Origin of the sequence: Streptomyces sp. cf386, assembly GCF_900103585.1 — a bacterium.
Taxonomy (GTDB): Bacteria; Actinomycetota; Actinomycetes; order Streptomycetales; family Streptomycetaceae; genus Streptomyces.
This window is the reverse complement of sequence record NZ_FNHV01000030.1, coordinates 47,332-68,889: the sequence shown is the minus strand read 5'-3', so window position 1 is coordinate 68,889 and position 21,558 is coordinate 47,332. Positions and strand designations below refer to the sequence as shown.

13 protein-coding genes are annotated in these 21,558 nt (G+C 68.7%); 10 read left to right on the top strand and 3 right to left on the bottom strand.

All coding sequences use genetic code 11. The features are described from left to right. Positions 1 to 71 precede the first annotated feature (71 nt). The 3 genes from BLU79_RS43215 to BLU79_RS43205 all read right to left on the bottom strand — a co-directional run bounded on the left by BLU79_RS43215 (position 72) and on the right by BLU79_RS43205 (position 7,498). Positions 72 to 1,619, bottom strand: coding sequence for a hypothetical protein (locus BLU79_RS43215; protein ID WP_093911532.1), 1,548 nt, complete (start codon positions 1,617 to 1,619; stop codon positions 72 to 74). A 114-nt stretch (positions 1,620 to 1,733) separates the two neighbouring features. After that, positions 1,734 to 3,674 carry an alpha-glucuronidase gene (locus tag BLU79_RS43210; protein ID WP_093911531.1) on the bottom strand — a complete coding sequence of 647 codons (1,941 nt, stop codon included), beginning with the start codon at positions 3,672 to 3,674 and terminating at the stop codon, positions 1,734 to 1,736. Between the two features lie 20 nt (positions 3,675 to 3,694). Beyond that, positions 3,695 to 7,498: a GH92 family glycosyl hydrolase gene (locus tag BLU79_RS43205; RefSeq protein ID WP_177001413.1), complete on the bottom strand. Its 3,804-nt coding sequence runs from the start codon at positions 7,496 to 7,498 to the stop codon at positions 3,695 to 3,697. A gap of 353 nt (positions 7,499 to 7,851) precedes the next feature. On the opposite strand from BLU79_RS43205, the gene ngcE reads away from it, so the two are divergent. The 10 genes from ngcE (at position 7,852) to BLU79_RS43155 (ending at position 21,493) form a co-directional block, all read left to right on the top strand. Further along, on the top strand, positions 7,852 to 9,315 hold the full coding sequence (ngcE, locus tag BLU79_RS43200; RefSeq protein WP_093911530.1) for an N-acetylglucosamine/diacetylchitobiose ABC transporter substrate-binding protein: 1,464 nt from the start codon (positions 7,852 to 7,854) through the stop codon (positions 9,313 to 9,315). A gap of 59 nt (positions 9,316 to 9,374) precedes the next feature. Further along, positions 9,375 to 10,301: a carbohydrate ABC transporter permease gene (locus BLU79_RS43195; protein WP_093911529.1), complete on the top strand. Its 927-nt coding sequence runs from the start codon at positions 9,375 to 9,377 to the stop codon at positions 10,299 to 10,301. 3 nt (positions 10,302 to 10,304) lie between these two features. Continuing rightward, positions 10,305 to 11,228 carry a carbohydrate ABC transporter permease gene (locus BLU79_RS43190; protein ID WP_093911528.1) on the top strand — a complete coding sequence of 308 codons (924 nt, stop codon included), beginning with the start codon at positions 10,305 to 10,307 and terminating at the stop codon, positions 11,226 to 11,228. 210 nt (positions 11,229 to 11,438) lie between these two features. Then, positions 11,439 to 12,638 (top strand): ROK family transcriptional regulator, encoded by a 1,200-nt coding sequence (locus BLU79_RS43185; RefSeq protein ID WP_093911527.1) that lies wholly within the window; start codon positions 11,439 to 11,441, stop codon positions 12,636 to 12,638. A gap of 133 nt (positions 12,639 to 12,771) precedes the next feature. Continuing rightward, on the top strand, positions 12,772 to 13,872 hold the full coding sequence (locus BLU79_RS43180; RefSeq protein WP_177001415.1) for a sugar ABC transporter substrate-binding protein: 1,101 nt from the start codon (positions 12,772 to 12,774) through the stop codon (positions 13,870 to 13,872). A gap of 188 nt (positions 13,873 to 14,060) precedes the next feature. Continuing rightward, on the top strand, positions 14,061 to 14,852 hold the full coding sequence (locus BLU79_RS43175) for an ATP-binding cassette domain-containing protein (protein ID WP_177001412.1): 792 nt from the start codon (positions 14,061 to 14,063) through the stop codon (positions 14,850 to 14,852). Beyond that, on the top strand, positions 14,849 to 16,144 hold the full coding sequence (locus BLU79_RS43170) for a sugar ABC transporter permease (protein ID WP_093911524.1): 1,296 nt from the start codon (positions 14,849 to 14,851) through the stop codon (positions 16,142 to 16,144). The genes BLU79_RS43175 and BLU79_RS43170 overlap by 4 nt, the downstream gene beginning before the upstream one ends. 191 nt (positions 16,145 to 16,335) lie before the next feature. Then, positions 16,336 to 18,264 carry a 1-deoxy-D-xylulose-5-phosphate synthase gene (gene dxs / locus BLU79_RS43165; protein ID WP_093911523.1) on the top strand — a complete coding sequence of 643 codons (1,929 nt, stop codon included), beginning with the start codon at positions 16,336 to 16,338 and terminating at the stop codon, positions 18,262 to 18,264. A 148-nt stretch (positions 18,265 to 18,412) separates the two neighbouring features. Continuing rightward, positions 18,413 to 19,936, top strand: coding sequence for an amino acid permease (locus BLU79_RS43160; RefSeq protein ID WP_093911552.1), 1,524 nt, complete (start codon positions 18,413 to 18,415; stop codon positions 19,934 to 19,936). A gap of 96 nt (positions 19,937 to 20,032) precedes the next feature. Further along, complete coding sequence (locus tag BLU79_RS43155) at positions 20,033 to 21,493, top strand: ArnT family glycosyltransferase (RefSeq protein WP_093911522.1); 1,461 nt, start codon at positions 20,033 to 20,035, stop codon at positions 21,491 to 21,493. Positions 21,494 to 21,558 lie beyond the last annotated feature (65 nt).

The following is a 21,558-nucleotide window of genomic DNA, read 5'->3' as shown; positions in this document are numbered from 1 at the left end:
ATGTGGAATGTGCAATGTGGAGTGGAACGCGCCGTGCGGGCGCGGGACTTGGGCGCCGGCCGCTCGCCCGGTCAGCAGGCCTGACCGGTACGGGGCCGGGCCCGACTGCTCCGCTTGCGCCACAGCGCGGGAGGCGTACGGCGGTCGAGCCGCGGCCGGTGACCTGCCCCCGAGCGACCTGCGCCCGAGGCGTTTGCGCCGCCCGCCGTAGCGGCATCGGGGTGTACGTCGGCCAGACCCGAGCGGTAGAGCCCGTGGTCGATGCGGCGGACCGCGGCCGACTCCAGTTCCTCCCGGAGCGGCCCGTCACGCAGGACCGCGGCGGGACCGAGCAGCCCCTCGACCACGGTCAGCGCCCCGGCGACATCACCGTGACCGAGCCGCTCCCGGACCGCCGGCAGCGCCTCCGGGTTGCGGTGCACCGCATCGATCGCCCGCAGACAGGGCAACGGCGGCCCGCCGAGCGCCACCAGCAGCTCCTCGCGGCGTAGTTGGGCCGGGTCGTGATCGACCGCGGTCAGCACCCCGTCCCGCAGCGCGATCCGATGGACCTCGCCCCGGCACTCCACCCGATGCGGATCGCTGGGCTCCGTGACGGGGCCGACCGCGCGTTCCGAGCCGGGCTCCGCCACCGCCCCGGTCGCCGCCACCGCCCCGGTCGCCGCCACCGCGCCGGTCGCCGTCGCCGAGCCGTACGCCGTCATCGAGCCTGTCGCGGCCACCGACCCACACGCCGTCAACGCGGCCGCGACCAGCGGATGCAGCCGGTCGGCCGTCACCATCCCGACCCGCAACAGCTCCAGATCCGGAAGGGCCCGGGCCGCCGCCTCCGGCAGCACCGGAAGCGCCGCGACCTCCTGCGGCGGCAGCGCCTCCCGCAGCGGACGGAACGTCGGGACATGGCTGTCGTCGGGGGCCACGAGTTCGAGCACGGCGCGGTTTCGCGCACCGAGCCGCACCGTGAAGGCACCGCGGGGACAGCCCTCGGCCCGCAACAGCAACTCCGCCTCGGCGGCCCAACTCGCCACCGCCCACGAGGAGTCGAGGTGGTCGGGCAGGTCGGGTGGTGCCAAGGAATGCGCCCCGCACCGCCGCGCCAGTTCGCCGCTCCGTCCGGAGTCCCAGAGATGCCGGTGCAGGTCGAGCCGGAAACGCCGGTCGGGGTGCGGGTGCGGATGGTGGCCGGGGGCTCTGTCCCCGGACTCCTCCCACAGGGACAGCGCCATCCGCTGTCCGGCGTCCGCCCAGGCCGGTGGTGTCCGCACCACCAGCTGCAGCGGAGTGGCACCGGGAACCCGGTAACGGGTCAGGGAGACGGTGAGGCCGGGACGGAGTCGCCCGTCGGGGGCGATCCGGGGCATGTGCCAGCGGAGCAGATCAGGCGCCAGCCGACGCAGATCTGCCCGAAGGCGGGTGACGAGATCGGTGCCGTGGCGGTTGCGCACGGCGCGCAGATCGAGATCGGGGTCGATCCGGGCGGCGGCGCAGGCCCCCGCCCAGTCACCGACCGCACGCCGTGCGGTCGCGGTCTCGATCATGGACAGTGGCACGGCGTACTCGCGTACCCGCTGCCACATCGACAAATGGGCCGGAATCCCGTTCGCGAAGTGATGTGCCATCAGCACTCACCTTGCGCGAACGAGTCCCCCAATCGGTACGAGGAGAAGTTCTTCATCGTCGGCATCATAAGCACCGCGATCGCGATCTGTCAGTCCCGATTCATCAGTCCCGATTCAGTGGATGCGACGCCCATGTGCGTCGGCCACACCCGACTTGCGCAAGAAGTAGCTGTTGATCTGATCGCGCCACTCGCGGGCGCTGCGGAGCTGCTCCTCGAACCGCTCCGCCCCACGCGCGTGGCGCGCCGGGTCCATGAGCCCGGCCAGCGAAGCCCACACCTCCCGGGCCTCCTCCACCTCTTCCACGCCTTCGAAGTGAGTGTCGTATATGTGCTGGATCACCGTCTTCCCGCTCCGAAGCACATGCTCGTACGACACGTGGTGGAAGAACAGCAGCAGCTCGTCGGGGCAGGTCTCCGGCGACTCGTACGCCTCGGCCCACGCCTTGGCGTACTGCCCCGCATACCCGGTGCCGGTCGCCACGCTGCGGTCGACGCCGATGCCGTCGCGGTCGGCGAAGTGGTAGGTGCCCCAGGGGCTGTACTCGTAGCCGTCGACGCTCGGCCCGTAGTGATGGCCGGGCTGCACCATCCAGCCCACCCCGAGGGGCGCGGTGTACTTCTCGTACGTCCGCCACGAACCCGCCAGCACCGCGCGCAGCCCCGCCGCCGGGCCGGTACCGAAGCTGAGCCGGATCCACTCGTCGAGGATCCGGCCCGGATCAGCGTCCGGCTGCCAGGCCAGCCGCCCGAAGGTGTACAGGTTCGCCTGGGCCAGCGGGTGCCCGGTCCAGAAAGGGTCGTCGCCGACGTTGGACACGGCGACCATGCCGTCGGCCAGGTCCGCCACCGGCACCCCGTCGGGCCGGAACCGCAGCACCTCGCTCCACATCGGCCCGAGCCAGCACACATGCCGCTGCTGCCCGGTGTACTCCTGGGTGGCCTGCATCTCCACCGCGAGCCGGGTGCGCGGCATCGCGCCGATCAGCGGGGAGACCGGCTCGCGCACCTGGAAGTCCATCGGCCCGTGCTTGACCTGGAGGACCGCGTTCGCCGCGAACTGCCCGTCCAGCGGCACAAAATGGTCGTACGCGGCACGCGCCCGGTCCGTCGTCCGGTCCCGCCAGTCCTGCCGGTGGTCGTAGACGAACGCCCGCCAGTGCACCGTCCCGCCGTACGGCTCCAGTGCGGCGGCCAGCATGTTCGCGCCGTCCGCGTGACTGCGGCCGTACACGAACGGCCCCGGCTGCCCCTCGGAGTCGGCCTTCACGACGAACCCGCCGAAGTCGGGGATCGCCTCGTACACCCGCGCGCTCGCCCCGGCCCACCACGCCCGGACCGCCGCGTCCAGCGGATCGGCGGTCGGCAGCCCGCCGAGCACCATCGGGGCGGCGAAGGTGACCGACAGATGGGTGCGGATGCCGTACGGCCGCAGCGCGTCCGCGATCTCGGCGACCCGGTCGATCCGGTCGGTGAGCAGACGCGCCTCGGCCTGGTGCACGTTGACGTTGTTCACGGCCAGCGCGTTGATCCCGCACGCCGCCAGCAGCCTGCCGTACTCCCGCACCCGCCCCAGCAGCTCACCGCGCGCCCGCCCGTCCGCCCAGAACAGCGACCCGCCGGCGTACCCGCGCTCCACCTGGCCCATCACCGGGTGCACGGCCACGTTGTCCCAGTGGTCGAGCATGCGCAGTGCCGACGCGGGCCGGTGTTCCTCATGCGCGGACGAGCCCTGGAAGGCAGCGTCCCCGAGGCGTACGACGTGGAACAGGCCGTACAGCAGCCCCGGACCGCCGGACGCGGTGACGGTCGTAACGCCGCCACCGCGCTCGACGGTGAAAGCCTCGCCGTCGTCGGTCCCGGTCAGCTCCAGGACCAGGTCGTACGGTTCGGGGGACTCGTCGCGCGAGACGCTCCCCCCGAACCGTACGCAGGGCTCTGCCACTTCTGCGTGCACCGTGTCCACCAGCGGACCCGAGCCGCGGATCAGGGTCCGCCGGGTGCCGATCGGCCGGAACGCCTCGTCCGGCAGCCAGGCCGGATCGACACCCTGCATGAGACCCCCAATGCGTCTGCTCAGGCGAGCAGTTCGACTTCCGACACCACCGCCTCGCCGTCGAACACCAGGCGGTACTTCCCGTACGTACCCGGGGACCCCACGGAGAACGCCCGTGTCTGCCGGTCCCATGCGAAGGACTGCCCGGAGCGCTCGTCGAGGGTCCGCCACGTGGTGCCGTCCGTCGACCCCTGGAGCGTCCAGCCGGTCGGCGCCTTCGTCCGGTCCGACGGCGAGGTCAGCGTGTACTGCACGGCCTTGGCGTCCTCGGACACCGGCAGATCCACCGAGGTGACACTCGCCTGGGTCGCCGAGGTGTTGTCGAACAGGGGCCCGTCACCCTTCAGGACGTCCGCCCTCGGGACCGGTACCTCGTCGTCCTCGGTGATCGACACGGGCGCCGCGTTCTTGCCGGTGCCCCAGGATGAGGGCCGCGCACCCATGTCGAACTCCAGGACTCCGCCCTTCGCGAGCAGCGAGTGGGGGAGCGAAGTCGACTTCCACGGAACGCCGTTGACCTTCAGCCCCTGCACATACACATTGCGGGCGCTGTTCTTCGGCGCCTTGACGACCAGCTTGCGGCCGTTCTCCAGCTGGACCGTCGCCTTGGTGAACAGGGGCGACCCGATGGCGTACTCACCACTGCCCATCACCAGCGGATAGAAGCCCAGCGCGGAGAAGAGGAACCAGGCCGACTGCTCGCCGTTGTCCTCGTCACCGTGGTAGCCCTGCCCGATCTCGCTGCCGGTGTACAGCCGCGACAGCACCTCACGGACGCTCTTCTGCGTCTTCCAGGGCTGCCCGGCCGCGTCGTACATGTAGAGGGCGTGGTGGGCCACCTGGTTGGAGTGGCCGTACATGCCCATCCGGACGTCCCGGGCCTCCGTCATCTCATGGATGACACCGCCGTAGGAGCCGACGAAGTCGGGCGAGGCCGTCTCCGGGGTGGCGAGGTACTCGTCGAGCTTGTCGGCGAGGCCGCTGCGGCCGCCGTAGAGGTTCGCCAGGCCCCGCGAGTCCTGGGGCGCGGTGAAGGCGTACCCCCAGCCGTTCGTCTCCGTGTAGTCGTAGCCCCACACGCGCGGGTCGTACTTCGAGGACTCGACGCGCCAGTCGCCCTTGGCGTCCCGGCCCTGGAAGAAACCGCCGGCCTTCGAGTCGAAGAGATTCACATAGTCCTGGGCGCGGTTGAGGAAGTACTCCGACTCCTCCTTGTAGCGCTTCTCGCCCGTCTTCTTGTACAGCGCCTGGCCCATCCGCGCGATGCCGTAGTCGTTGAGGTAGCCCTCCAGCGCCCACGACAGGCCTTCGTGCGTCTCGGTGCTGGTGTAGCCGAGGAAGGGCGAGGTCTCCATGCCCTTGCGGCCCACGCCGGACGACGGGGGCACCACGGTCGCGTTCTTCACGGCCGCGTCGTACGCCGACTTCGCGTCGAAGTCGACGCCCTTGACGTAGGCGTCCGCGAAGGCGACGTCCGAGGAGGTGCCGGTCATGAGGTCCGCGTAGCCGGGGGAGGACCAGCGGGAGGTCCAGCCGCCGTCCTTGTACTGCTGCACGAAGCCGTCGACCATCTCGCCCGCCTGACTCGGCGTCAGCAGCGAGTACGCGGGCCAGGTCGTCCGGTAGGTGTCCCAGAAGCCGTTGTTGACGTACACCTTGCCGTCCACGATCTTCGCGCCGGTGTGCGTCGGGGTGTCCGGGTTCGGCATCGGCGAGAACGGCGACGCGTACTGGTACTTCGAACCGACCTTCTCGAAGCCGGAGTTGGGGTACAGGTACAGCCGGTACAGGCTGGAGTACAGCGTGGTCAGCTGGTCCGGCGTCGCGCCCTCCACCTCGACCTTGCCGAGGATGCGGTCCCACTGGCGCTGGGCGCGCGACTTCACCGTCTCGAAGGAGGCGCCGTCGACCTCCTGGCGCAGGTTGTCCTTGGCCTGGTCGATGCTGATCAGCGAGGTGGCGAGGCGGAGCGTGACGGTGCGGTCGGCACCGGCGTCGAAGCGCAGGTGCCCCTTCACCCCGCTGGAGGATCCCTCAGCCACCGGCTTGTCGAACTCGCCGTACACGAACAGCCGGGTCGCTCCCGTCGACAGCCCGGACTTCACGTCCGAGTAGCCGGTGAAGGTCCCGCTCTCCTTGTCGAGCGTCAGCCCCGCCTGGTCGGTGACGTTGTCGAAGAGGACGCTCGCGTCGTCACCCGGGTAGGTGAAGCGCAGCACCGCCGCGTGGTCGGTGGGCGCCATCTCGGCCTTCAGCCCGTTCTCGAACCGCACCCCGTAGTAGTACGGCCGCGCGGTCTCGTTCTCGTGCCGGAAGGCGAGCTCGCGCGCCTCACGCCCGGTGTCCGGGGTGCCGGACGCAGCCGACGGCATCACCTGGAAGGTCTGCCGGTCACCCATCCAGGGGCTCGGCTCGTGGCTGGCGCTGAACGCCTGGATCGTCGGCAGGTTGTCGTCGTTGTTCGCACGGGCGTAGTCGTACAGCCAGCTCAGCGAGCCCGCGTTCGTCACCGGCGTCCAGAAGTTGAAGCCGTGCGGCACGGCGGTCGCCGGGAAGTTGTTGCCCCGCGAGAATCCGCCGCTGGAGAGGGTGCCGCGGGTGGTGAGCGCGTAGTCCGACTTGTGAGCCTTCGGCTTCTCCGGCGCGACGGACTTCAGCGTGATGTCGTCCAGCCAGCCCCGGAACTTCGCCGGGCCCTTGGGGGAGTCGTACGCCACGAGTATCCGGTCGACCGTCTTGCCGGCCGCGACCGAGCCGATCCGCGAGGCGACGGCGTTCCACTGGTTGACGTAGAGCACCTTGGCCGCGCCCTGCCCACGGGGCGACAGCTCGAAGCCGTGCTGGTCGGTGGCGCCGAGGTCACTGAGGTGGGTGCCGTCGGTGAAGGCGAGGTCGACGGAGACGTTCGTGGCGTCGTAGTCGAGGTCGCCGTCGGCCATCGACGGGAAGACGCGGTAGGACAGGCGGGTGTCGCGGCCGACGGCCACGTTCACGTCGTACACCTTGTTGTACGAGTACGCCCGCCCGTCCGCCGTGTGCCGGCCGGCGTAGCGCAGCGCCCGCTTGCCGGTGAAGCCGGCGCCCGCCTTGGCGGTCGGGGAGCCGCTCGGGCCGCGGTCGACGAGGGAGAGCATGTCCTGCGGGACCGGACCCTCGCTGCCGCCCGTGGAGAACTGGACGTCGGCGAGCTGGAGGATGTCGGAGGCGCCGTTGTTCTTGGTGACCTCCAGCCGGAAGTGCTGGTATTCCGCCGGTTCCGCGATGTCGTACGTCTTTGTCTGGAACCGTTCGGCGAACGTCTCGTCCGAGCGGGTGTCGACGGTCTTCCAGTCCTTGCCGTCCGTGGAGGCCTTCAGGGTCCAGTCCCGCGGGTCGCGTTCGGCGTAGTCATTGGCCGAGGTGAGCGCGTACTTCGCTATTTTTACTGGTTTGTCCAGATCGAATTCCACCCACCCGGTGGACTCGAAAACCAGCCACTTGCTGCTCGACTCGCCGTCGACGAGGTTCTCCTTCACCTCCCCGCCGCCGGTGTTCTCGCCGTTCGCCCGCACATCCGTGACATGGTCGGTCACATTGCCCGGAATGCCGCTGCTGTAGCCGCCGTCGACGCCGGAGGCCCGCTTTTCGCCGTCGGGCGCGGTGTCGACGGTGTTGAGCCAGTCGGGTGCCGGGTCGTCCGCCTCGAACGAGGACGCGAACTCCCGGTCGGCCGCCGCGGGGGCGTCGGGCAGGGCGATCGCCGCGCCCTGCGAGCCCACGGTCAAAGCGAAGGCGGTCGCCGACACGACCGCCGTACCCCATCTGTGCCGAGCTCTGTGCTGCATAAGCCGGTACCCTCCCTGCGCACGGGACAACGTTGTCAACTTCGCTGCGCAAGGATCAGTTGTGGCTCAAGTGCCAAGTATTGTCAAGGGTGTTGGCTGTGGCATTCGGGGCCTATGTCGCGGATTTTTCGGGCAAGCGGCGCACAGGCCACTCATATTTCCGTGAGGTCTCAACTCGGAAAAGACCACTGGCCAACCTTGCATTCGATCTTGCTCCGCTGGCGGGAAGTGGACTATACCTGTCGGCACTTCACATGATTCCGCACTTCCTGCACAACCCAGCGTGACCCGACCGCGGTGCCGGGCAGGATCCGGTTCACCGCCTGAGTCCTGGAGAAGGCGAGGACTTGAGCATGGGATCCACTTCTGCCCAGAACCCTGAGAAAAACGGCTCCGTAGGTGTCGGACGGCGCGATCTGATCAAGCGGTCCGCCGCGCTCGGCCTGATCTCCGTACCCACGATGAGCTTCCTGTCCGCGTGTGCCAGCGGCGGGGGAGGAGGCAACGGAGACAAGGCCAAGGAAGGCAAGAAGACCGAGAAGAACCCGCTCGGCGTCAATGACACCGCGCAGATGGAGTTCGTGCTGTTCGACGGCGGCTTCGGCAAGGAGTACGCCGAGGACGCCGTGAAGGTCTACGAGAAGAACTTCCCCGAGGTGACGGTGAAGTTCTCCGCCACCCAGAAGATCCAGTCCACGCTCCAGCCCCGCTTCAACCAGGGCACCCCGCCGGACCTCATCGACAACTCCGGCGCCGAGCAGATGGACATGGGCGTCCTGGCCGGCAAGGACCAGCTCACCGACCTCACACCGCTGCTGGACGCCCCGTCGTACGACGACCCGAACAAGAAGGTCCGCGACACCCTGCGCCCCGGCATCGTGGAGATGGGCCAGCTCGACGGCGACCCGGTCTGGATCATGTACTACGCCTACACGGTGTACGGCGTCTGGTACTCGCAGAAGGCCCTGGACTCGCTCGATGCCACGTACCCCGAGACGTGGGACGAGATGCTCGCCGTCTGCGAGAAGGCCAAGAAGAAGGGCATGGCGGGCTGGACGTACGCGGGCAAGTACCCGTACTACCTCCCCTTCTCGCTCTACCCGATGATCGGCAAGGTCGGCGGAGTGGAGGTCCTCGACGCCATCGACAACCTGGAGCCGAACGCCTGGAAGCACCCGGCGGTCAAGGCGTGCTTCGAGGCCTACTACGAGCTCTACAAGAAGGGCTATGTCCTCAAGGGCACCCCGGGTCTGGACCACATCCAGTCGCAGACCGCGTGGGCCGAGGGCAAGGCGCTGTTCATCCCGAACGGCTCCTGGGTGGAGAACGAGTCGGCGAACGTCATGCCGAAGGACTTCGACCTCGCGGTCTCCGCGCCGACCGGTATCGACAGCTCCGACAAGCTGCCCTTCGGCACGATCTGGGCGTCCGGCGGTGAGCCGTTCATCGTCCCGGCCAAGGCGAAGAACACCGCCGGCGGCATGGAGCAGCTGCGCATCATGCTGAGCGAGGCGAGCTCCAAGAACTTCACCAGCAAGGTCAAGTCGCTGACCGCGTACAACGGCGGCACCGACGGCATCACCCTCACCCCGGGTCTCAAGTCCGGTGTGGCGGCGCTGGACAAGGCCGGCCAGAACGTGGTGAATCCGCGGATGCAGGACTGGTATGTACAGCTGCAGAAGGAGAAGATCGGTGTGTCCGGTCTCGGCGAGATGATGGCCGGTCGCCTCACTCCGGCCGAGGCCATCAAGAAGATCCAGGCCTTCGCCGACGAGACCGCCAAGGACACGTCGATCAAGCACTACAAGCACCAGTAGGTCCCGTGCGGATCCGTCACCAGCGGCTGCACCCGCGCGCAGATCGGGGTCGATAGCACATGCAGCACGGCAAGTACCGGTTCATCGTGGGGTTCCTCGCGGTGCCCCTGGGGCTGTACGCGCTTTTCGTCGTCTGGCCGTTCATCCAGTCCATCTACTACTCGTTCACGGACTGGACCGGGCTGAGCCCCGAATTCAAGATGGTCGGCTTCGACAACTACGAGAGGATGCTGGACGACAACATCTTCTGGAAGTCGTTGCAGCACAGCCTGTTGTTCGCGTTGTTGCTGCCGCTGGTGACGCTGAGTTTCGCGCTGTTCCTCGCGTTCATGATCAATGTGGGCGGACGGCGCAGAAAAGGCGGCCCGGCGATCACCGGGGTCCGCGGGTCGTCGTTCTACAAGATCGTCTATTTCTTCCCGCAGGTGCTGTCGATCGCCATCGTCGCGCTGCTGTTCGCCTTCGCGTACAACCCGGACAGCGGCGCGATCAACTCCATCCTGCGCGGGGTCGGGCTGGACAGCGTCCAGCCGCTCTGGCTCGGCGATCCGAACCTCGCCCTGTGGGCCGTGATGGGGGTGATCGTCTGGTCCACGGTCGGCTTCTTCGTGGTCCTGTTCTCGGCCGGTATGGCCTCCATTCCGGCCGATCTGTACGAGGCCGCGCTGCTCGACGGCGCCGGCCGCGCCAGCACGTTCTTCCGGATCACCCTGCCGCTGCTGTGGGACACCGTGCAGTCCGGCTGGGTCTACATGGGCATCCTCGCCCTCGGCGCCGAGTCCTTCGCGGTCGTACACATCATGACGACCGGGCCCGGCGGGCCGGACTACTCGACCACGGTCATGGTCCTGTACGTGTACCAGAAAGCGTTCCGTGACGGACAGGCCGCCTACGCCACCACGATCGGTGTCGCCCTGCTCGTCGTCACGCTGGCCTTCGCCGCGATCGTGATGCGGCTGGGGCGGCGCGAGCGGCTGGAGTTCTGACAGATGAAGACGACCGAGACCACCGCTCCCGTACCGGCCGAGTCCGGTATGACCGTCACCAAGACGGGAGCCCCGACCGAAGTGCCGGCCAAGGAGAAGAAAGAGGGCACCGTCCTCAACGTCTTCTCGCACGGCGTTCTCGTCATCTGGGCGTTCATGGTCGCCATGCCGCTGCTGTGGGCGGTGATGACGTCCTTCAAGGACGACCGCTCCATCTTCAGCTCGCCCTGGTCACTGCCGGACGAACTGCACTTCTCGAACTGGTCGCGGGCGTGGACCCAGGCCAACATGAGCGACTACTTCCTCAACACCATCCTGGTGGTGGGGGGCTCGCTGATCGGCACCCTGGTGCTCGGCTCGATGGCGGCCTATGTGCTCGCCCGTTTCGACTTCCCGGGCAACCGCTTCATCTACTTCCTGTTCATCGGCGGCATGAGCTTCCCGATCATGCTCGCGCTGGTCCCGCTGTTCTACGTCGTGAACAACATGGGCCTGCTGAACACGATCCACGGCCTGATCCTGGTCTACATCGCGTACTCGCTGCCGTTCACGGTGTTCTTCCTCACGGCGTTCTTCCGCACGCTGCCCACATCGGTGGCCGAGGCGGCCTTCGTGGACGGTGCCTCGCACTCCCGTACCTTCTTCCAGATCATGCTGCCGATGGCCAAGCCGGGACTGATCAGCGTCGGCATCTTCAACTTCCTGGGCCAGTGGAACCAGTACATGCTGCCCACGGTGCTCAACACCGACCCGGACAAGCGCGTCCTCACTCAGGGCCTGGTGCAACTGGCCGTCAGCCAGGGCTACAAGGGCGACTGGTCCGGCCTCTTCGCCGGTCTGGTGATGGCGATGCTGCCGGTGCTGGCCGCCTACATCATCTTCCAGCGGCAGGTGGTGGCGGGGCTGACCGCGGGGGCGCTGAAGTAGACCGCGGATAGCTGCAGCCGGAGGTAGCGCTCCGAAACCGTTCGTATGCACGCCGTTCCCGCTCCCGGGAACGGCGTGTACATGTATGTGCACGTACCCGGATCCGGTTCAACCTCTTGACGGGAGGCAACCCGAACGGCTCAGCTTAGAGTTCACTAGTTGGACACTGACGGGGCCTCATCGAAGCGGTCCCGCGCGCAGGAGGTCGTCGTGGAGACTCCGGGGTCGCAGTCGTCGCTGCACCGAGCCAACCTGGAGCGGGTCGTGCGGGCCGTCCGGCTGGCCGGATCGCTCACCCAGGCGGAGATCGCCAGGACCACGGGTCTGTCCGCGGCTACGGTCTCGAACATCGTCCGGGAGCTCAAGGACGGCGGAACCGTCGAGGTCACGCCCACATCGGCGGGCGGCCGCCGGGCCCGCAGCGTCTCGCTGAGCGGGGACGCCGGCATCGTCATAGGGGTCGACTTCGGCCATACGCATTTGCGCGTCGCGGTCGGGAACCTCGCCCACCAGGTGCTGGCCGAGGAGTCCGAGCCGCTGGACGTCGACGCCTCCTCGACGCAAGGGTTCGACCGGGCCGAAGAGCTGGTCAACCGGCTGATCGCGGCGACCGGCGTCGACCGCTCCAAGATCGCCGGGGTGGGCCTCGGCGTGCCCGGCCCGATCGACGTCGAGTCCGGCACCCTCGGCTCGACCGCCATCCTGCCCGGCTGGACCGGCACCAAGCCCGCCGAGGAGCTGCGCGGCCGGCTCGGCGTACCCGTGCACGTGGACAACGACGCCAACCTGGGTGCCCTGGGCGAGCTGGTCTGGGGCAGCGGGCGGGGCGTGCGGGACCTGGCGTACATCAAGGTCGCCAGCGGTGTCGGCGCCGGTCTCGTCATCAGCGGCAAGATCTACCGGGGGCCCGGCGGCACTGCGGGAGAAATCGGCCATATCACCCTTGATGAATCCGGCCCGGTCTGCCGCTGCGGAAACCGGGGCTGCCTGGAGACCTTCGCGGCGGCGCGCTATGTGCTCCCGCTCCTGCAGTCCAGTCACGGCACCGACCTCACCATGGAGGGTGTCGTACGGCTGGCCAGGGACGGGGACCCGGGGTGCCGTCGGGTGATCGCCGACGTGGGCCGTCATATCGGCAGCGGGGTCGCCAATCTCTGCAATCTCCTGAACCCGAGCCGTGTGGTCCTGGGCGGCGATCTCGCCGAGGCCGGCGAGCTGGTGCTCGGGCCGATCCGGGAGTCCGTCGGCCGCTACGCCATTCCCAGTGCGGCGCGCCAACTGTCCGTTCTTCCCGGGGCACTTGGCGGTCGTGCGGAGGTGCTCGGAGCGCTCGCGCTCGCGCTCAGCGAGATGGGCGATTCAACCCTTTTGGACAGCACGCTGCATGCGGCCGCGCCTGCCTTCACTTAGAGAACGGATGGCACCGTTGCCAACCCGTTAAGGATTTACTTCTTGACGTCGCACGTGTGGCCGAGTTGACTTCCAGCCACCTCGGCCGCAACGACGCGGCCTCGTCAGGGAGGTTTCTGAAGTGAACACGCGTATGCGTCGTGCCGCCGTAGCCGTTGCCGCAGGTGCGATGGCCGTCTCGCTGGCTGCCTGTGGCAGCGCCGAGGAAGCCGGTGGCGACAACGACTCCACCGCCTCCGCCGCCAAGGGCGACAACATCAAGGTCGGTCTCCTGCTCCCGGAGAACCAGACCGCGCGTTACGAGAAGTTCGACCGGCCCCTGATCGAGGAGAAGATCAAGGAGCTGACGAACGGCAAGGCCACCGTCGACTACAACAACGCCAAGCAGGACGCCAACCTGCAGGCGCAGCAGGTCGACACCATGATCACCAACAAGGTGGACGTCCTCATCCTGGACGCCGTCGACGCCAAGGCGATCAAGAACTCCGTGCAGAAGGCCGTGGACCAGGGCATCAAGGTCGTCGCCTACGACCGCCTGGCCGAGGGCCCGATCAGCGCCTACACCTCGTTCGACAACGTGGAGGTCGGCAAGACCCAGGGCGAGGCCCTGCTGACGGCCCTGGGCGACAAGGCCAAGGACGGCCAGATCGTCATGATGAACGGCTCCGTCACCGACCCGAACGCCGCCATGTTCAAGGAGGGCGCGCACGCCGCCCTCGACGGCAAGGTGAACGTCGGCAAGGAGTACGACACCAAGGAGTGGAAGCCGGAGAACGCCAACTCCAACATGGAGGCGGCGATCTCGGCGGTCGGCAAGGACAAGATCATCGGCGTCTACTCCGCCAATGACGGCATGGCGGGCGGCATCATCACCGCCCTGAAGGCGGCCGGCCTCAGCGACATCCCGGTCACCGGCCAGGACGCCGAACTCGCCGCGGTGCAGCGCATCATCACCGATGAGCAGTACATGAGCGTCTACAAGCCGTACGCCCCCGAGGCCGCCGCCGCCGCCGAGATGGCCGTCGCGCTCGCCCAGGGCAAGTCGCTCGACTCCATCGCCAAGGACAAGGTCTCCAGCGACAGCGCCAACGACGTTCCGTCGGTCCTCGTCCCGGTCACCTCGCTGACCAAGGACAACGTCAACGACACCGTCATCAAGGACGGCGTCTACACGGCCGCTGAGATCTGCACCGGCAAGTACAAGGCCGCCTGCGACAAGCTCGGCATCAAGTAAGCGGCCTCAGGTCCCTTTCCAGGTGCGGGAATTCGTCCTTGAATTCCCGCACGGGGACATGACCGCTCCACAACTCCTCCGGCGCCCCGCGCATCAGACAGCCCCGCAAGCTCGGTGCGGGGCGCCGGACGGACCCCCCCCAGAAAACTCTTCTGCACTACCTTCCGCCGGGTCAGGCGGCGAAGGAGATGGTTCACGTGTCCGCTACGCCCGTGCTGGCGTTGCGCGGGGTCTCCAAGCGTTTCGGTGCCGTCCAGGCGCTCACCGACGTAGAGCTTGAGGTCCACGCCGGTGAAGTGGTCGCCCTGGTGGGCGACAACGGCGCCGGAAAGTCCACGCTGGTCAAGACGATCGCCGGCGTGCACCCCATTGATGAGGGCGTCATCGAATGGGAAGGCAAGGCCGTTTCGATCAACCGGCCGCACGACGCCCAGAGCCTGGGCATCGCGACGGTGTACCAGGACCTCGCGCTGTGCGACAACATCGACGTCGTCGGCAACCTCTTCCTGGGCCGCGAGCTGAAGAAGCGCGGTGTCCTCGACGAGGTCGAGATGGAACGCCGCTCGCTGGAGCTGCTCCAGACGCTGTCGATCCGCATCCCCAGCGTGCGTATCCCGATCGCCTCGCTCTCCGGCGGTCAGCGCCAGACCGTGGCCATCGCCCGTTCCATGCTCGGTGAGCCCCAGCTGGTCATCCTCGACGAGCCCACCGCCGCCCTCGGCGTCGAGCAGACCGCCCAGGTCCTCGACCTGGTCGAGCGGCTGCGCGAGCGCGGCCACGCCGTGATCCTCATCAGCCACAACATGGCCGACGTCAAGGCCGTGGCGGACAAGGTCGCGGTGCTGCGCCTCGGCCAGAACAACGGCGTCTTCGAGGTCAAGACGACCTCGCAGGAGGAGATCATCTCCGCCATCACCGGCGCCACCGAGAACGCCGTGACCCGCCGTGCGGCGCGCACGAACGGGGAGGTTTCCAAGTGAGCATCGACAAGACCTCCACGACATCGCAGGGCGAGCACGAGGTTCTCAACACCGAGGCCGCCGCGGCCGCGGTGACCGCCGTCGACCCCCGCCTGCTGGTGCAGGAGCAGGGCCTGGCCGGTTACCTCACCGAGTTCCGGCGCAAGCTGAAGGCCGGTGAGCTGGGCTCCCTGCCGGTCATCCTCGGCCTGGTCGCCATCTGCGTGATCTTCCAGAGCCTGAACTCCGCCTTCCTGTCCGCGCAGAACATCAGCGACATCACCGTCACGATGGTCGGCACGGGCATGATCTCCGTCGGCATCGTCTTCGTGCTGCTGCTCGGCGAGATCGACCTGTCGGTCGGCTCGGTCAGCGGCGCGTCCAGCGCCATCGCCGCCGTCCTCGCGGTGAACCAGGGCTGGCCCGAGTGGGCGGCCGTGCTCTTCGCCATCGCGGCGGGTGCCGCCATCGGCGCGGCGCACGGCTTCTTCTTCGCGGTGCTGGGCGCCCCGGCGTTCGCCGTCACGCTGGCCGGTCTGCTGTTCTGGCTCGGCTTCATGCTCCAGACACTGGGCGAGAACGGCACGATCAACCTCGACAGCGACGGTCTGATCGGCAAGCTGACGACGTACTTCTTCACGGACGTGGCGGCCGCCTACGGCCTGGCGGCCGTGGTGACCGCGGTGTTCTTCATCACCTCCTTCCTGGGCAACCGCCGCCGTGCGGCCGTCGGGATCCCGTCCCGGCCGCTGAGCGACACGATCCTGCGGACGGTGCTGCTGGGTGTCGTCTCCTTCGCCGCGGCGATCATGTACAACCAGTACAAGGGCCTGCCGCTGGCCACGGTGATCTTCCTGGTGTTCCTGGTCGCCACGGACTTCCTGCTGCGTCGTACCTCGTACGGCCGCAAGGTCTTCGCGCTCGGTGGCAGCGTCGAGGCGTCGCGTCGTGCGGGTATCAATGTCACGGCCGTCCGGATCTCGGTGTTCGCGATCTCCGGTGGGTTCGCCGCGATCGGTGGTCTGTTCCTGGCCTCGAAGATCGCGTCCGCCAACCAGAGCGCCGGTACCGGTGACCTGCTGATGAACGCGATCGCCGCGGCGGTCATCGGCGGTACGTCGCTGTTCGGTGGGCGTGGGCGCACGTGGAACGCGCTCCTCGGTGTGCTGGTCATCGTCTCGATCCAGTACGGGCTCCAGCTGGAGTCCATCGCCGAGCCGGTGAAGTACATGATCACCGCGGGCGTTCTGCTGACGACGGTCGTGATCGACTCGATCACCCGTAAGACCCAGAAGACGGCCGGACGCGCGTAAGGCAGCGCACCGACCCTGTGCCCGGCACCAATGGCGGTGCCGGGCACAGTCATGTCGTAGGAACGCCACAACATGGGTACAGCCGATCCCGTGACGTATGACGCACCGCCCGCGCGTCGGCCGCGAAGGCGGAACATTAGACTCGACAAGCCCGGCAACAGCTCGAACAGCTCTACTGCAAGGAGGCACGGGTGCCGCTGCTGACCCGCATCACGGGACCGCGCGATCTGGACCGGCTCAGCCCTGAGCAGCTGGACCAGCTGGCAGAGGAGATCCGGACCTTCCTCGTCGAGGCGGTTTCCAAGACCGGCGGCCACCTCGGCCCCAACCTCGGTGTGGTGGAGCTGACCATCGCCCTGCACCGGGTCTTCGACTCGCCCAAGGACAAGGTGCTCTGGGACACCGGCCACCAGTCCTACGTCCACAAGCTGCTCACCGGCCGCCAGGACTTCAGCCGGCTGAAGATGAAGGGCGGCCTGTCCGGCTACCCCTCGCAGGCCGAGTCCGAGCACGACGTCATCGAGAACAGTCACGCGTCCACGGTCCTCGGCTGGGCCGACGGGCTCGCCAAAGCCAACCAGCTGCGCAAACGCGACGACCACGTCGTGGCCGTCATCGGTGACGGCGCGCTGACCGGCGGTATGGCCTGGGAGGCGCTGAACAACATCGCCGAGGCGAAGGACCGCCCGCTCGTCATCGTCGTCAACGACAACGAGCGGTCGTATGCGCCCACCATCGGCGGTCTCGCGAACCACCTGGCGACGCTGCGGACGACCGACGGCTACGAGCGCTTCCTCACCCGCACCAAGGAGATCCTCGACCGCACGCCGGTCGTGGGCAAGCCGCTCTACGAGACCCTGCACGGCGCCAAGAAGGGCCTCAAGGACTTCATCGCGCCGCAGGGCATGTTCGAGGACCTGGGGCTGAAGTACGTCGGCCCGATCGACGGCCACGACATCGAGGCGCTGGAGTCGGCGCTCGCCCGCGCCAAGCGCTTCGGCGGGCCCGTCATCGTGCACTGCCTCACCGAGAAGGGCCGCGGCTACCAGCCCGCCCTCCAGGACGAGGCCGACCGCTTCCACGGCATCGGCCCCATCCACCCCGACACCGGCCTGCCGATCAAGGCCTCGGGTGCCGACTGGACCTCCGTCTTCGGCGACGAGATGGTCAAGCTCGGCAAGGAGCGCGACGACATCGTGGCGATCACCGCGGCGATGCTGCAGCCGGTCGGCCTGAAGAAGTTCGCGGACACCTTCCCGGACCGGATCTTCGACGTCGGCATCGCCGAGCAGCACGGCGCCGTGTCCGCGGCGGGCCTGGCGACGGGCGGTGTGCACCCCGTCTTCGCCGTCTACGCCACCTTCCTCAACCGCGCCTTCGACCAGGTCCTCATGGACGTGGCGCTGCACAAGTGCGGTGTCACCTTCGTGCTCGACCGGGCCGGCGTCACCGGCACCGACGGCGCCTCCCACAACGGCATGTGGGACATGTCGATCCTCCAGGTCGTGCCCGGGCTGCGGTTGGCCGCCCCGCGCGACGCCGACCAGGTGCGGGCGCAGCTGCGCGAGGCCGTCGCGGTCAAGGACGCCCCGACCGTGGTCCGCTTCTCCAAGGGCGCCGTCGGCCCCGCCGTGCCCGCCGTGGGCCGCGTCGGCGGCATGGACGTCCTGCGTGAGCCGGGGACGGACCGGCCCGACGTCCTCCTCGTCTCCGTCGGTGCGCTGGCCCCCATGTGCCTGGAGATCGCCTCGCTCCTCGACAAGCAGGGCATCACCACCACCGTCGTCGACCCGCGCTGGGTCAAGCCGGTGGACGAGGCCATGGCCCCGCTCGCCGAGCGCCACCGGGTGGTCGTCACCGTCGAGGACAACAGTCGCGTCGGCGGCGTCGGTTCGGCCGTCGCACAGGCCCTGCGCGACGCGGGCGTCGACGTCCCGCTGCGTGACTTCGGCATCCCGCCGCGCTTCCTCGACCACGCAGCCCGCGCCGAGGTGATGGCCGAGATCGGCCTGACCGCCCCCGACATCGCCCGCCAGGTCACCGGGTTGGTCTCCAAGCTGGACGGTCGGTTCGACCGTACGGCCGCTGAGGTGGACTCGGTGGAGCCCGCGCGCGACTGACCGCGACCCGTAGCGCCGGACGGGCCGGTTTCACTACCGTGAAGGGTGGTGAAACCGGCCCATCTGTGTGAATCCGCCCGCGTCGGGGCATGCGTACCACGCCCCCTCTCGATCATGTCGAGGACGACAAGCGTGGGAGGTAATGACCGTGACCAACACAATCTTCCGGACGAAGAGAGTCGAGCAGTCCATCCTCGATACCGAGGAGCCGGAGCACGCGCTCAAGAAATCCTTGTCCGCGCTGGATCTGACCGTCTTCGGCGTCGGCGTCATCATCGGCACCGGCATCTTCGTGCTCACCGGCACCGTCGCGAAGAACAACGCCGGGCCCGCGGTGGCCCTGGCGTTCGTCGTGTCCGGTGTCGCCTGTGCGCTGGCCGCGATCTGTTACGCCGAGTTCGCGTCCACACTCCCGGTCGCCGGGTCCGCGTACACGTTCTCGTACGCCTCCCTCGGCGAACTGCCCGCCTGGATCATCGGCTGGGACCTGGTCCTGGAGTTCGCACTCGGAACGGCGGTGGTGGCCGTCGGCTGGTCGGGCTACATCCAGTCGCTCATGGACAACGCGGGCTGGCACATGCCCGCGACTCTGGGCAGCAGAGAGGGCGCCGACGCCTTCGGCTTCGACATCCTCGCCGCCGCACTCGTCCTCGTCCTCACCTTCATCCTCGTCCTCGGCATGAAGCTGTCCGCGCGGATCACGTCCGTGGTCGTCGCCATCAAGGTGGCCGTCGTCCTGACCGTGATCATCGCGGGTGCCTTCTTCATCGAGGGCGCCAACTACGACCCGTTCGTCCCGAAGGCGCAGACAGTGGAAGCGGGGAGCAACCTCGACGCGCCCCTCATTCAGCTGATGTTCGGCTGGGCTCCGTCCAACTTCGGCGTCATGGGCATCTTCACGGCCGCCTCGGTCGTGTTCTTCGCCTTCATCGGCTTCGACGTCGTGGCCACGGCCGCCGAGGAGACCAAGAACCCGCAGCGGGACATGCCCCGAGGCATCCTCGGCTCCCTCCTCATCTGCACCACGCTGTACGTCGCCGTGTCGATCGTCGTCACGGGCATGCAGCACTACAGCAAGCTGTCCGTCGACGCCCCGCTCGCCGACGCCTTCAAGGAGACCGGACACCCCTGGTTCGCGGGCTTCATCAGCTTCGGCGCCGCGGTCGGCCTGACCACGGTCTGCATGATCCTGCTCCTCGGCCAGACCCGCGTCTTCTTCGCGATGAGCCGCGACGGACTGCTGCCGCGCTTCTTCTCCCACGTCCACCCGCGGTTCAAGACCCCGCACCGGCCGACCATCCTGCTCGGCGTGATCATCGCGATCCTCGCCGGCTTCACCCCGCTGACCGAACTCGCCGCCCTGGTGAACATCGGCACCCTGTTCGCCTTCGTGGTCGTGGCCATCGGCGTGATCATCCTCCGCAAGACCCGCCCCGACCTGCACCGGTCCTTCCGCACCCCGTGGGTGCCGGTCCTCCCGATCCTGTCTGTGTGCGCCTCACTGTGGCTGATGATCAACCTGCCCGCCGAGACATGGGTCCGGTTCGCCATCTGGATGGCGATCGGCTCCGTCGTGTACTTCCTCTACGGCCGCTCCCACAGCCGCCTCGGCCTGCACCAGGAGACCACCGTCGATGAGGTCGCGAAGCCGCCGAAGGGAGACACCCCGTAGCCGGCACCAGCGGTTGACGGGTGGACCTACACCCGACGCCCCGGCCCCGTATGTCCCGCTTCGGTAGGGACTGCGGGGCCGGATAGCGTTCACCCCATGCTCGCCGGGCTCCTCGCACCGCCACGCTCCGTGTCCGACCCGCCTGCGGACCGCGGCTACTGGAGACGGCTGCTGCCCGCCCTGGCCCTGCTGGCCTGCGTCACCCGGCTCCCCTCCTTCACCCGGCCGCTGTGGAACCCCGACGAGGGCTATCTCGCCGTACAGGCACGGCTGCTGGCGCAGGGCGGAGAGCTGTACGAGACGGTCGTCGACCGCAAGCCGCCGCTGGTGCCGTGGCTGTACGAGGCCGCGTTCGCGGTGGCCGGGTCCGGAACGCTCACCTCGGTGCGGGTCCTGGCGGTCGGGGCCCAGCTGCTGACCGCCGTGCTGCTGGCCTCGCTGGCGCGCCGCCGCTGGGGCGACCGGGCGGGCGGGACCGCCGGGGTGCTGTATCTGCTGGTGTCGGTCGGGCTCAACCCCGAGGACGCCCAGGCCGCGACCTTCGAGGTGTTCATGCTGCCCTGCACGGCGGCGGCGATGTGGTGCGCCGACCGGCGCCGGTGGGGTGCGGCCGGCCTGGCGGTCGCGGGCGCGTTCCTCGCCAAGCAGACCGGCGGGGCGGTGCTGGTGCCCGTGGTGTGGCTGTGCCTGTCGGCGGGGGAGGTGCGGGCCGGGGGACTGATGCGGCTGGGCGTCGGGGTCGTCGTGCCGGTGCTGGGCGCGGCCGCGGTGACCGACCCGGCGGGGTTCCTGTTCTGGACGGTCACGGGATCGGGGGCGTACGCCTCCTTCGCCGGGTCAGAGATGCACGTCCTGACGCGGGGCCTGACGAACACGGCGATCCTGACGGCGGCCTGCGCGGGACTGATCCCACCGGTGCTACGGGTCCTGCGGCCGACCCGCACCGGAACGGCTGACCTGTGGCTCTGGCCGGCCGCGTCCGCAGGGGCGGTCGTGCTCGGCTGCCACTTCTTCGGCCACTACTACCTCCAACTCCTCCCGCCCCTCGCTCTGTTGGCGACGGCCGCCCTCCAGACCCTCCCGCGCGAGCGCCTGACCCGCGCCCTCCTGACCTCGGCCTGCTGCTGCGCCCTGTTCCTGGCCTGGGGCCTGCTCGCGCCCCGGTCCGACCTCGACCACGCGAGGCGGCTCGCGGACGAGGTGGCGGCCCGGACGGAGCCACGGGACCGGGTGCTGGTCTGGGGCATACACCCCGAGACGTACTGGCTGGCCGAGCGCAGGCCCGCGAGCCGGTACCTCACGGCCGGGCTCCTCACCAACTACAGCGGAGGGCGGGACACACCGCAGGTCGGCGAGCGGTACGCCGTCGACGGGGCCTGGGCGGTCTTCCGGGAGGAGATGGCCGAGCGCGCGCCGGCGCTGGTCGTCGACGACTCGCGGGGCAAGCCGTACGGGCCGGAACGGGTGCCGAGTCTGCGGCGGTTCCTGGCGGCGGGGTACGAGGAGGTGGGGGTGGTGGAGGGGGCGGTGCTGTATGCGCGGAGCCGGGCCCGGTGAGCCGTACCGAGTCGGCGTACGGCACCCGCGTGCAGCAGTCGTCCACGGCACCCGCGTACGCCCGT